Here is a 13,840-nt window from a genome sequence, read left to right as displayed (position 1 = left end):
ACTTTCGTCAGAACGTAACCTAAATCCTTTTTTCAACGAAAATTTGTATAAAACAATGCTCCATCCCTTACGTAATATCAGTCTATGCAGGAGGATGAAATAGTGGTAACCCACCGGGAAAAACAACAGCAGGAACTGTACAGAAAATTAGAGCAGCTTGATAAACTGGCCGCAGACATCAATGAAACGGCCGCTCACATCGGAAATGAAACATATATCCCTTCTTTAAGACTTTACCGGGAACAACAGGAACAGATTCAGGATATACAGGCCTATTTCGAACAGGTTGGTATGCCGCCGTCCAATCAAAACGCGGAATATATACTTCCGCTTGCCCTGAAAGAATTTCACCGGCAGCTGATGCATATTAAAAACGACAATCCGGAGGAATAATAATGGAAGTGATTCTTTCCCACGAACACATGGATTTTGATGCTCTGGCTTCCATGACAGCAGCGTCCGCTCTCTATCCGGATGCTGTCATGGTCCTTTCCGGCACACAGTCCGAACAGGTAAAACAATACCTGGCCATATACCGTGATCATTTTCCCTTCATTCCGGAAGAAGACGCCCCCTGGGAACATATTGATCATATTATTTTGACCGACACGCCATCCCTTGCGCGCACCCCTGCCGCTTTTCTGGAAGATGGTGATACACCGGTCACTGTTTTCGACCATCACCCTCTCCCGGAAGAAAACAAACGTAAAGGTACCACGTATTATCTCGATGAGACGGGGGCCTGCATTACGATACTGCTGGAAGAATGGATGAAACGCGGGTGGGTTCCGTCCGAGTCCGAGACCACGCTGTTTGCGCTTGGATTGTATACCGATACAGGTTCTTTTTCCTATCCCGGGACAACACTTCGTGATATGAAAGCAGTTGCGTTCTTGATGGAACACGGATTAAACCTCGAGCTCGTGCAGCAGTTTTCGGAAGACACCCTTTCGTCCCGGCAGCAGCAGGTTTTCCAGGAATACCTTGCTTCCAGTGAACATATCGGGGATAAAGGACTCGATGTCATAACATCGATGGTGGAAACAGAACATTACGCAGGAAGTCTGAATGTTATAACATCCCGGCTTATGGAAACAACAGGAGCAGATGCTGTCCTCACGGTGACAGCAATGAAAAATAAAGTTTTCATCATCGGACGTTCAGCCTCTGCCAGACTCAGCCTGCTTCCAGTGATGCAGTATTTCGGTGGAGGCGGTCACGATCGTGCTGCATCGGCCTCTGTAAAAAACGAAGAGGCGGATGCTGTCCACGAAAAGGTGAAAAAACTCCTTTTGCAGTCCATCGCGGATCCGATTACCTCTGCAACCATTATGTCTGCTCCTGTGAAAACCATTACAGAAGATGTCCGGGTCGATGAAGCCAAAAAACGTCTCATTTACCATGGACATAACGGATTTCCCGTCGTCGATAATAAAAATGCGCTGATCGGCATTATCTCCCGCCGTGACATCGATAAAGCTGTTCAGCATCACCTTGGACATGCACCGGTAAAAGGATATATGAGCACCGACTGTATCACCGTATCCAAAACCACATCGTTTGAAGAAATACAAAACATGTTTATCCGGTATAATATCGGACGTGTCCCTGTGATGGACAATGGTACCATCATCGGCATCGTGTCCCGGACCGATGTGATTGAGCAGCTGCAGCAGTCTTTTGGTGCAGGGAAGGAAAAGGGCAATGTAAAACCACAGCTCGTGGCCCTGCTTTCACCGGACGTACTACAGCTGTTGACAGTCATCGGGGAAACAGCAGCGTCAGAAAATCAGAACGCGTTTATCATCGGGGGGATGGTAAGGGACATACTGCTGGAACAAAAAGGGGAAGATATTGATATCGTTGTGGAAGGCGATGGAATGGCGCTCGCTGAAAAGACAGCTGCCCGGTATGATGGAACGGTTTCGGTTCATGAAACGTTCGGCACGGCGACTGTCACCTTTCCATCCGGACGGCGTGTGGATTTCACGACGTCGCGCACCGAATACTACGAAACACCTGCGGCTCTTCCGACTGTTTCCCGCTCGAATATTAAAGAAGATCTATACCGCCGGGATTTTACGATGAATGCCATGGCTGCCTCCCTCCATCCTTCCGATTTCGGTGATCTGATTGACTATTTTCACGGCAGAGATGATATTAACAAGAAAACACTGCGTGTGCTGCATAATCTGAGTTTTGTGGAGGATCCCACCAGAATACTGCGGGGTATCCGCTTTGAACAGCGTTTTCAATTCCGTATGAGCAAGGAGACAACGGCATTTATACATTATTCCGTATCCGCTGTTTCGTCCTTATCCCGCAGTAGAATCACCTCTGAGTTCCAGACGTTATTTAAGGAAGCAGACCCTGTTCGGAGCCTGGAGCGTCTTGATGAGCTGGGGATTCTCCCTATCTTTTTCCCTGGTGCTGTCTGGACCAGTCAAACAAAGAAAGTGGTAGAGACGTATCTAGATTCCCCGGAAAAGCCTGAGGATCTGCCGGAATGGTTCTGTATTCTGTTCTGCCTTTATCTTGGACAGGCGGGGTCCATTCCATCAGCCGAAACGGCAGCTGTAACAAAAAAACAGAAAAGCATCGTTCAGAATACGTCTCTTCTGCTTTCGCTTCTGAACGAAAAAGAATGGAACAGTCCGGGCCGCTTTCATTCCCATGCCTATCACATTCCGGAGGAGGCACTGTTTTTTGCTGCGATAGCTGCAGACCATGATCAGGCCGGGTTTCTCAGGCAGTACCAAAAGAAGCGTAGAGAACTGCGGCCCCTTCTCGACGGCCATGATTTAAAAGCTGCAGGTCTCAAACCGGGACCGGATTTCCGTGATTATTTATTCTCGATCGAACAGAAAATGCTTGATGGTGAAATAACAACGAGAAAAGAAGCACTGCAGTTTATTCGACAACATAAATAATTTTTTTGCACTTTTCTTCCTGTTACGATTTATTTTTTTAATTTTTCATTCAAAAAGTCCCTCTTTTTCTGTTATAATCATGGTTGAATGTCTGAGGGGGTTACTAAAGTGGCAAGAGAGAAAAGACGATACCGCAGATCTTCATCATCAAAAAAGAAGTTTTATTTCTTAACATTTCTTATTGCGGTGCTGGCTGTCACTGCCACGTTCACCACACTTTCAAAAGACGGCCGGCCTTTCGGAACAGAAGAGCAGAATAACAATGATTCGACAGATCCAATGGACAACAATTCCAACGACAACAGTGGAGAATCACCGCCGGAATCTTCAGAAGAGAACAACACAGGCGGTTCTAATGATAATGCAGACAACGACCCCGATGAAAACCTTACGTTTCTTCTGGTCGGCGTAGATAATGAAGAGGAATCGGGAGCCCAGCGCACCGATACGATTATGCTTGCGAACTACAATCCGGAAAATAACAATGTCCAGCTTGCTTCTATTCTACGGGATTCTTATGTAGATATTCCAGGTCATGAGAACAATAAAATTAATGCCTCTTTTGCCTACGGGGGTGTTGAGCTCCTGCGTGACACGATAGAAAAAAATTTCGATATTGCGATCGATCATTATGCCACGGTTAATTTTGATGGTTTCGTGGAAGTCGTGGACGCAGTGGCTCCTGATGGAATAGAAGTGGACATACAGGAACGGATGTATTATAACGACCACTCCGGTAATGTCAATATCGATTTCCAGCCGGGGACGCAGAAACTGGACGGGGAAGAAGCACTGGAATACGTGCGTTACCGCGGGGGAGAGAACAATGATTTCGGAAGAGTGGAGCGCCAGCAGAAGATGCTGAATCTGCTCAAAGATGAAGTACTTTCCTTCAGCAGCGTTACAAAAATTCCCCAATTAATAAGCGCAGTCCGCCCGAACATCGATACCGATGTCTCTACAAGCAGAATGTTCAGCCTTGGAAAAGACGTTCTGCTCAGTGAGATTAACGATATTAACACGATGCGGATTCCTCTTGAGGACACGTATCAAAATGAACGATACACGCATGCGGGGCTTGTGCTTGAAATGGACAAACAGACCAACAAAGAAAAACTGCAGCAATTTTTAAACCAGTCTTCAACAGACGACATACAGACTGCCTCCGATGAAAGCAAGGAAGACGACAGCAGCTATTAAAAAAACAGAGAGTAAAGAAGCCCTGCCGGATTTAACGAACCGGCAGGGCTTCTTATTTTTATTCTTCATACTTCTGAAAGATGAGGGTGGCGTTGTGGCCGCCGAATCCGAGTGAGTTGCTGAGTGCTGCTTTCACTTCTTTTTCTTTCTTCTCATTCGGAACATAGTTCAGGTCGCAGGCTTCATCTTCTTCTTTATAATTGATGGTAGGAGGAAGAATGCCGTCTTCTATCGCTTTCAACGTGAAGATGGCTTCAATCGCTCCAGCTGCTCCAAGGAGATGGCCTGTCATGGATTTGGTGGAACTGATGTCCATCTCATACGCATGGTTACCAAACACCGTTTTGAGAGCCGTGGTTTCATATTCATCGTTGTAAGCGGTACTGGTTCCGTGTGCATTCACATACCCGATTTCTTCAGGCTTCAGGTCTGCGTCATCCAACGCTTTCTGCATCGATCGTACAGCCCCTTCTCCTTCCGGTGCCGGAGCTGTCAGATGATACGCATCCCCGGTGGCACCGTAACCTTTAATTTCGGCGTAGATATGAGCACCACGGTTTTTGGCGGACTCCAGGGATTCCAGAATCAGCACCCCGGCTCCTTCTCCCATGACAAAGCCGTCCCTGTTTTTATCAAACGGGCGGGATGCCGTATCCGGGTCATCATTGGTTGTCACCGCCTTGGCCGTACTGAAACCGGCGACAGCCATATTCGTAATCGGGGCTTCTGCACCGCCGGTAATCATCACTTCAGCATCTCCCCGCTGAATCACTTTAAATGCATCACCGATGGAGTTTGTGCCGGAAGCGCAGGCCGTCACGGTGCAGGAGTTAATTCCTTTTGCTCCTGTCATGATGGATACCTGACCGGAAGCCATATCTGGAATCATCATTGGCACGAAAAAGGGACTGACCCGCTTATATCCCTTTTCATTGAATTTATTAAACTGCTGCTCATACGTTTCCATACCACCGATTCCGGATCCGATCCACACGCCGACATTCTCGGCATTATCTTCGGTTATCGTGTAATCCGCATCCTTCAGCGCCATTTTTGCAGAAGCCACCGCAAACTGGGTGAAACGGTCCATCTTTCTGGCATCTTTTCCATCAAAGTAATCAGAAGCGTTAAAGTCCCGGACTTCCGCTGCAACTTTCATTGGAAACTCTTCTTTATTAACCCGCGTAAGTTCCCCGATGCCGTTCATGCCATTCGTTATATTCACCCAGGATGACGCGGCATCAAGACCGACTGGATTTACAGTCCCCATTCCGGTAATCACTACACGGTTATTTTCACTCATGTCTTTCCTCTCCTTTGTCTGCGTTGTTTGCTCTGATTTGGTGGATCAGCGGCCCCAGCGCATCGCTGTGGCTCCCCAGACAAGTCCTGATCCGAAACCTACCATGACAACAAGATCTCCGTCATTTATTTTACCATTTTTTAATTCCTCAACGAGAGCAATTGGTATCGAAGAAGACGAAGTATTTCCGTAGTACTGAACAGTGGCTGCCATTTTTTCCTTTGGAAGTTCAAGTCTTTCCCTGGCTGCTTCCATTATACGGATATTAGCCTGGTGAGGCACGAGAAAATCTACATCATCTTTAGTCAATCCGGCTTTTTCCAGCACATTTATAGAAGATTCACCCATCTGACGGACAGCGAATTTAAACACTTCGCGGCCATTCATGATAATCTGCGGGTCCTGACGGATATGCATGGCCCCGCTGCCGTCAGACCCTAATTCAAACGAGAAAAAGCCTCTATTCTCCGAAGTCGGCCCCACTACAGCAGCACCGGCGCCGTCACCGAATAGTACAGCTGTATTACGGTCACTCATATCGGTCGCTTTCGATAATTTTTCCGCGCCGACAATGAGAACATGTTCATACATGCCGGTTTTGATGAATTGATCCGCTGTCGAGAGACCATAGATGAATCCGGCGCAGGCCGCTCCGATATCCATCGCTGCCGCTTTGTTGGCTCCGAGCCGCTCCTGCAGCAAGGAAGAAACGGATGGAAAAGGATAGTCGGGCGTAACCGTAGCGACCAGAATCAGATCAAGATCGGACGCGTCCAACCCTGCCTCTTCTAATGCCTCTATTGATGAATAGTATGCCATATCCGAAGTGTTAACGTCATCCTCGGCGAACACTCTTCTTTCAATACCCGTCCTTGTACGAATCCATTCATCACTCGTATCCAGTGTTTTTTCCAGCTCTGTGTTTGTCACCACCCGTCCCTCGGTGTACGATCCCATACCCCAGATACCTGACTGTTTCATTTATCGTTCCTCCTCTTAGTTCCAAGACTGCAGGTTATTCTATACCTATAAAGTTAATACTTCATCTTATGACCTGGTTTTAATTCTATATCATGCAATGTGGAATGTCCACTACAGCACTTCAGAAATAAATGCCTGCTCCTGGAGAAAAGTGTATCAAAATCGTACCGTTTCACACTATAAAAAGAGTCCGGGACAAAAGCAAAAGAGGCGGAGAAAAATACGAATGTCCGGCGGCGTTGTTCAACCGTCGTACAGCAGCGCAGCCAACATGCTCCGGCTCCTGCATAGAACAGCACGAGTCGCGGGTACCCCGCAGGATGTGCGGTCAGAGTCGGCGCCCGCACGTGACGTACTTCCACAGGATAATGACGTTTAAGGGTGCACCGAGCATTCTGAAGTCCCTCAGGCGTCAGGCCCAACGACGTTTACGGTGGTACGGAACCCCCTAAAGTGCTTTCGGAACCATTCCTAGTGACGTTTAAGGGTGCACCGGACACTCTAAAGTGCCTCGGGCGTCAGGCCCAACGACGTTTGAGAGGCTGCGTGATACCCTAAAGTGCCTTGGGACCATTCCCAACGAACGTCCGTCCACCCAACCTGAACGCAACAAACAAACACCTGCATCTTCTGCATCCGTATGGCCGGAGCAGCTCAGGTGCGGTTTCGATTCCGGCAAACGGGTCCTGGAACGGCCGGGGGCAAAGAAGACACGGTGAGCCCCAGCGAACCGATGTCGCCCTTGTGCTCTGGAGTAAAAGCAAAGTATGTTGGCGCAGCGGTTGATCTCAGAAAAGAAAAATGCCGAACGGTTTCAGGAAACCGTTCGGCATTTTCTTTTCTTATAAAGGTTTTGTCCCAGGCTCCGGATAGATAATATATTATTTCTTGTTTCACTGGCTGCCCGGGAGTTCTCCCGTTTCCTTGTAATAATCAATGTCTGCTTTTATGCGTTGACGGACGTTTTCGGGAACTTTCGGGCTGAAAGGTCCGAGTGATACCGCACCTTCTTCAAAACCATAAGCTTCCACCCCGCTTTTAAGTTCTCCCTTTTGATACTTCTCTGCGATCTTCTGATAAACACGTTCCACGTGTTGAATCGTACTTGTCAGTACGGCCGCTTCTCCCAGATCCGATTGATCTCCGAGATAACCAATGGCCTGCAGACCTTGTTCTTTCGCCTGGTTGATAACATCAACATGAAATCCATTTCCTGCGGGATATACAATGTCGGCATCTTCACTCGTCGCGGCCTGCAGTTTCTGCAGCGCTTTTTCTTTATTATTCCAGCTTCCTGTTGTCTTTGATATCACTTCTACCGGGGTATCACCGCTTTTGGCTCCATCAGCAAATCCATTTACCTCCGGCTGCCATGACCGGGCTGCAATGACGGCAATAGCACCGGTATTGGTCATGTTTCCCGCAAGCCTGCCGGCAAAATACCCCATAGCATACCCTTTAAGCTGAACCGATGTCATGTTTTCAGCGCCGGTTTCCCCATTGATACTGACAAAATGAATGTCAGGATAGGATTTTCGGATGTTCATAAACCTCTCTCCGAATACTTTTCCGTGACCGAAAACAAGATCCACACCTTTTTCTTCAAGATGGTTCACTTGTTCTTTCAGCTTCGGCAGGGTGGAAATGTTTTCATGATAGCTCACTTCCATTCCAAGCTCCGATTGTATCTGCAGCAGCCCCTGGTACCCTTTGCGGTTCCAGCTTTGCTCATTTATGGTGTGTTCAAGCAGAAGTGCTGCTTTGTCTTCTTCGGACTCGCTCGATACAGGATTTTCACATCCAATAAGCAGAGCAGACCCTATCAGCACACTGCACAACACCCAAATTTTCCACGCGGTTCCTGCGCCGGGCATACACCGCCACTCCCTTTCCTGCTTCATACAGAAGTCTCTGCTTCAACATTTATGCCTGTCTTACCATGTCTATGCACGCCTTTTCCGGTACCACCATTCGGAAAAGACAGCTATGACCAAGGCTCCGATAACAGCTGTTCCTTCTCCCGTATTTACTGCATAGCGGAGAATACAAAACGCGAGCAAAAGAACCACACAAAATATAAAGGCCCCTGTATACAATGATTTCATGTTTCCACCAACTTTCACCGCAGCAGTACCCGTGCCTTCGCATTTCAAAAAGCTGCTTTGACAGCAGCATTTGCTGTCAAAGCAGCTTTCATGTTTCCTATTACATAATGGAAGCCAGAAGCGCCTTCTGTGCATGAAGACGATTTTCTGCTTCATCATACACAACCGAGTGGACGCCGTCAATGATATCGGATGATACTTCCTCTCCGCGGTGTGCCGGCAGGCAGTGCATGAAAATAAAAGATGGGTCTGCGTGTGCACACAGCGTTTCGTTGATCTGAAAACCGGAAAAATCCTGTTCTCTTGTTCCCTGTTCCTCTTCAAATCCCATACTTGCCCACACATCCGTATAAATCACATCGGCGTCTTTTACCGCTTCCTGCGGAGTGTGGGTGAGAGTCAGCGTTCCCTCGTGATGCCGAGCTGTCTGCTCGATTTCTTTCCATATCTCTTCATCTGGTTCATACCCTTTCGGCACAGCAAGAGAGGCTTTTATCCCTGCTTTCAGACAGGCGATCAAAAAGGAATGAGCTACATTATTGCCATCCCCGACAAAGGCGGCTTTCAGTCCTTTGAGCTTTCCTTTATGCTCTTTGATCGTCAGTAAATCAGCCAGCGCCTGACACGGATGATACGAATCCGTCAGTGCGTTAATTACCGGAACATCGGCGTTTGCAGCCAGTTCTTCCACTGTTTCATGCGAGTTTGTCCGGATCATTATTCCGTCCACGTAACGTGAAAGGACTTTAGCAGTATCCTTCACCGGCTCGCCGCGGCCGATCTGCATGTCCCGCGGACTCAAAAACAGAGCATGTCCGCCGAGCTGGGTCATTCCTGTTTCAAAGGAGACTCTCGTCCGCGTCGACGCATTTTCAAAAATCATACCGAGCGATTTTCCCTCAAGAAGGGGATGAACCGGTCTCTTTTTTTTGTCTTCTTTTAAGGATTGTGCCAGATGAAGCAGATCGTGCATTTCATCCGCTGTAAAATCGAGCAGCGTCAGTACATCTCTGTTTTTCAGGTTATTTAATGGTTGTACCTGTTGTTCGTTGGTCATCTCTTAAACTCCTTCATCGGCCGTACTGTTTGTCTCCAGCCATTCTTCTATTGCTCTGGGTTCTTCCGTTGTGCCGATCAATGCCTGCACCATGACCGCAAGTGTATCGGAATTCGACACAATCGTCTTGCGCTGTTTGAGTGCTTCCTGACGCATCACTTTTCCTGTGGAATATCCGGTCTTTGGGATACTGAATAGAGCGAGGGCATCGGAATGATGCAGCCATTCGCTAAATGCCATTTGCTGCCCGGTCACGATTGTATATCCTTTGTCTTCCAGTTTTTTTAGGGACGGTGCTGCTGCTTCGCTCACCGTATCATCTATATCGCAGAAAATCAGGCCTTTCTTTTTAAAGAGAAGCGGCACCTGCGCTTCCGACCACGCAAACGCCTTATTAAACGCTTCGTCCTTATCCCGCGCAATACTGATCAGTTCCCCGGTGGATTTCATTTCCGCCTCCAGCAGCGGATCAATTCCCGGAAGTCTGTCGTTGGAGAACACCGGTGCTTTTACCGTGTAATAAGGCGTTTCTGTATCAAGACCGGTATGTCCGCCGCTCCATTCTTTCAGCGGGGTGCCAAGAAGCATCTGCACAGCACCTTCCACCATGTGTACTCCCGTTACTTTTGAAAAGATAGGCACAGTCCGGGAGGCACGCGGATTAATCTCAATCACATGCAGCGTATTTCCGTCATAGACAAATTGAATATTGAATATCCCTTTAAAATCCATGCCTGCGGCAATACTTTCGGTATAGGATACGAGCATCTGTTTCACTTCCGGTGATATGGAAAACGGCGGCGTAACAGCCATTGAATCACCGGAATGAACACCCGCCCGCTCGACATGTTCAAAAATTCCGGGAATAAATATATCAGTTCCATCTGTCAGCACATCAACTTCAAGCTCTGTGCCGGGGAGATAAGCATCAATCAGCACAGGGTACTCCACTTCTTTCCCGCTGTCATCAAGGTATTCGAGCAGTTCTGCTTCGGTTGTGCGTACAGCCATGCCCTGTCCTCCAATGACATACGATGGACGGACGAGAACGGGATAACCGATATCTGCCGCTTTATTTATGACATCATCACGGTCATAGGCGGTTTTTCCCGGAATATGCGGAACCTCCACCTCATTCATGAACTCGTAAAAACGCCCGCGGTCTTCGAGCTGATCAATCGTTTCCGATGAGGTGCCGAGCACATTCCATCCTGCCTTTTCCAGTTCATCGGTGAGAGAGATGCCTGTCTGGCCGCCAAGCTGCACAATAATTCCTTCCACCTGCTCGGTCTCAGCAACATGTATCACATCTTCTGCCGTGAGCGGTTCAAAATACAGGTGATCGGCCATTTCAAAATCGGTGCTGACGGTTTCGGGGTTGTTGTTGACGATTACCGCTTCATAGCCGGCCTTCTGTACTTCCATCGCACCGTGCACCGAACAGTAGTCAAATTCTATTCCCTGCCCGATCCGGATCGGGCCGGATCCTGCTATGAGCAGTTTCGGTTTGTCGGTTTCCTCTTTTCCATCTCCTTCTGTATACCAGCTGGAATAATAGTAAGGCGTTTCCGCGGTGAATTCAGCTGCGCACGTATCCACCATGTGATAGGACGGCAGAATATTCCATTCTTTGCGTCTGCTGTACACTTCACGGGGTTCTACGTTCCATTGAAGCGCCATCCACCCATCGGTGAAACCTGCTTTTTTCCATGTATACAACTGCTCTTTCGTTACATTCTCCCAGTCCGTGCCGAGGATTTCTTTTTCCAACGCAGCCAGCTTCTCAAACGAGCGCAGGAAGAACAAATCGATACCTGTCAGATGGTGAAGTTCAAGCGCTGCTTTCCCTCTGCGGAGAAGCTCCATCAGAATGAAAAAGCGTTGATCATCCTGACGCTTAAGCTCCGCAAACAGGGTTTCTTCATCTTTTTTGTCCATACCCGGAACTTCAAGTCCTGTCGTTTTAATTTCCAGCGAACGAACCGCTTTCTGCACAGCAGCTTCAAGGTTCCGCTCGATCGCCATTACTTCTCCGGTGGCTTTCATCTGCGTACCGAGCTCTTTATCGGCATGAACGAATTTATCAAACGGCCACCTTGGAAATTTAACGACCACATAGTCCAGAGCCGGTTCAAAGCTTGCATACGTATGGCCGGTTACAGGATTGAGCAGTTCATGCAGGTGGTAGCCGATGCTGATTTTCGCCGCCATCCGTGCTATCGGATAACCGGTGGCTTTTGACGCTAGAGCCGAGGAACGGCTGACCCGTGGATTGACTTCGATTAAGTAATAGGACTTGCTTTCTGGATCCAGAGCGAACTGGATATTACAGCCGCCGACGATACCAAGAGCCCGGATGACTTTCAGCGAAGAAGCCCGAAGCATTTGATACTCTACATCCGTCAACGTCTGGGACGGAGCCGTTACAATGGAATCGCCTGTATGAACACCAACCGGATCAATATTTTCCATGTTACATACCGTAATACACGTGTCATTGGCATCGCGCATGACCTCATACTCCACTTCCTTAAATCCAGCGATGCTTTTTTCGACGAGGCACTGGTGTATGGGACTTGCTTCCAGACCGCCTGCAATAATGTAGCGGAGTTCTTCTTCATCATGGGCGATCCCTCCGCCTCCTCCTCCGAGTGTATAGGCGGGACGTACAATGATCGGATAACCTGCCGTTTCGGCAAACTTAAGCGCTTCTTCCTCTTTTTCCACGATATCGCTCTCCGGAACAGGCTCACCCAGTTCATGCATAAGCGCGCGGAATGCCTCCCGGTCTTCGCCCTGCTTGATGGAACTCACCGGTGTCCCCAGCAGTTTCAGGCTGTATTTCTCGAAAATCCCTTCATCTTCGAGAGAGAAGGCAAGGTTCAGCCCGGTCTGTCCACCGAGTGTGGCAAGCAGTCCGTCGGGCTTTTCTTTTTGAATGATTTTTTCCACGGATTCGACCGTCAACGGTTCAAAGTAGACTTTATCGGCGCATGCTTCATCGGTCATGACCGTTGCCGGATTGTTATTGACCAAAATGACCTCGATTCCTTCTTCACGCAGTGCCAGGCAGGCCTGGGTTCCGGAATAATCAAACTCCGCCGCCTGACCGATGACAATGGGTCCGGAACCGATGACAAGCACTTTTTCTATTGTTGTATCTTTAGGCATAGGTTTTTTCTCTCCCTTTGTTCTTCAGATGTTCAAGGAACTGATCCAGCAGTTCTTCGCTGTCCGCCGGTCCCGGATGGGCTTCAGGATGGAACTGAACCGTCGTAATGTCGTGTGTGGCGTGGGACAGTCCTTCAATGGACTGATCATTAATGTTTTTGAAACGGACGGTGAACTCACCGGCAGGAAGAGAGTTTTCCTTTACGACATAACTGTGGTTCTGTGACGTCATGAACACTCTTCCCGTCGAGGTGTCCTGCACCGGCTGGTTCGCCCCGCGGTGGCCGAAACGGAGCTTTTCGGTATCGGCGCCGTAGGCAAGAGCAAGCAGCTGATGTCCCATGCATATACCAAGGCTCGGATACTGCCGGGAAAGATCCCGGTAATGCTCCAGAAGATGATCGAGCTGTTTTGGATTCCCCGGTCCGTTGGAAAACAGCAGACCGTCCGGGTGAAGAGCCTCTATCTCTGCGCGGCTGGTATCATAAGGTACAACCGTCACTTTGCACCCTTTTTCCTTCAAACGGTGAGCCATGGAATGTTTATAGCCGAAATCCAGCAGGACAATGTGTTCATCTCCGGACCCGGTGGTTTCAGGAGCCTGAACCGTGACGTCATCAATCAGCATTCTATTTCCGATCGGTTCGTAACTGCCGGGATCCGCTTCAGCGGGGGATGTCGTAATAAGGGCTCCCATATCCCCTTTATCCCGTATATTTTTCACAAGAGCTCTCGTGTCAACCCCTGTGACAAGAGGGATACCTGCATGTTCGGCAGCTTCTTTTATCGTCTGCTCTGCTTCGTAATGAAAAGCATCCGGGGACGCTTCGCTGATGACCAGTCCCGCCGGCTGTGGGTGATTGCTTTCATAGTCCGAAGGATTCCAGCCGTAATTTCCGATGAGGGGATAAGTAAAAACGACAATCTGACCGTAAAAGGACGGGTCTGTCATCACTTCCTGATATCCGGTCATTCCGGTAAAAAAGACAATTTCCCCGTAAATGTCCTGCTGTTCTCCCGTTTCAATCGTTCCTTCAAATAGTTCTTCATTTTCAAGCTTTATATATCCCTTCATTGGTATAAATCCTCCTCG

9 protein-coding genes are annotated in these 13,840 nt (G+C 48.5%); 3 read left to right on the top strand and 6 right to left on the bottom strand.

The features are described 5' to 3' along the window. Positions 1 to 102 precede the first annotated feature (102 nt). From BM124_RS09845 to BM124_RS09835, 3 genes are all read left to right on the top strand, one after another. A complete protein-coding gene (locus BM124_RS09845) occupies positions 103 to 393 on the top strand; it encodes a hypothetical protein (RefSeq protein WP_093337206.1) in 291 nt (96 codons plus the stop codon). A 2-nt stretch (positions 394 to 395) separates the two neighbouring features. Beyond that, positions 396 to 2,930 (top strand): CBS domain-containing protein, encoded by a 2,535-nt coding sequence (locus BM124_RS09840; RefSeq protein ID WP_093337205.1) that lies wholly within the window; start codon positions 396 to 398, stop codon positions 2,928 to 2,930. Positions 2,931 to 3,038: 108 nt separating this feature from the next. After that, positions 3,039 to 4,130 carry an LCP family protein gene (locus BM124_RS09835; RefSeq protein ID WP_170841081.1) on the top strand — a complete coding sequence of 364 codons (1,092 nt, stop codon included), beginning with the start codon at positions 3,039 to 3,041 and terminating at the stop codon, positions 4,128 to 4,130. A gap of 58 nt (positions 4,131 to 4,188) precedes the next feature. On the opposite strand, the gene fabF is transcribed toward BM124_RS09835, so the two are convergent. The 6 genes from fabF to BM124_RS09805 form a co-directional block, all read right to left on the bottom strand. Next, on the bottom strand, positions 4,189 to 5,433 hold the full coding sequence (fabF, locus tag BM124_RS09830; protein WP_093337202.1) for a beta-ketoacyl-ACP synthase II: 1,245 nt from the start codon (positions 5,431 to 5,433) through the stop codon (positions 4,189 to 4,191). A gap of 45 nt (positions 5,434 to 5,478) precedes the next feature. Further along, complete coding sequence (locus BM124_RS09825; RefSeq protein ID WP_093337200.1) at positions 5,479 to 6,414, bottom strand: beta-ketoacyl-ACP synthase III; 936 nt, start codon at positions 6,412 to 6,414, stop codon at positions 5,479 to 5,481. 893 nt (positions 6,415 to 7,307) lie between these two features. Next, positions 7,308 to 8,288: a BMP family ABC transporter substrate-binding protein gene (locus BM124_RS09820; protein WP_170841080.1), complete on the bottom strand. Its 981-nt coding sequence runs from the start codon at positions 8,286 to 8,288 to the stop codon at positions 7,308 to 7,310. A gap of 331 nt (positions 8,289 to 8,619) precedes the next feature. Further along, complete coding sequence (argF, locus tag BM124_RS09815) at positions 8,620 to 9,576, bottom strand: ornithine carbamoyltransferase (protein ID WP_093337197.1); 957 nt, start codon at positions 9,574 to 9,576, stop codon at positions 8,620 to 8,622. A gap of 3 nt (positions 9,577 to 9,579) precedes the next feature. Continuing rightward, positions 9,580 to 12,747, bottom strand: coding sequence for a carbamoyl-phosphate synthase (glutamine-hydrolyzing) large subunit (locus BM124_RS09810; RefSeq protein WP_093337196.1), 3,168 nt, complete (start codon positions 12,745 to 12,747; stop codon positions 9,580 to 9,582). Continuing rightward, the gene (locus BM124_RS09805) at positions 12,740 to 13,822 is read right to left on the bottom strand and encodes a carbamoyl phosphate synthase small subunit (RefSeq protein WP_093337194.1); all 1,083 of its coding nucleotides are present in this window, start codon (positions 13,820 to 13,822) and stop codon (positions 12,740 to 12,742) included. Before BM124_RS09805 ends, BM124_RS09810 begins: the two co-directional genes overlap by 8 nt. Positions 13,823 to 13,840 lie beyond the last annotated feature (18 nt).

This window comes from Salibacterium halotolerans, from assembly GCF_900115625.1.
GTDB classification, from domain to species: domain Bacteria; phylum Bacillota; class Bacilli; order Bacillales; family Marinococcaceae; genus Salibacterium; species Salibacterium halotolerans.
The sequence above is the reverse complement of the archived record's forward strand: the minus strand, read 5'-3'. Positions and strand labels throughout refer to the sequence as shown.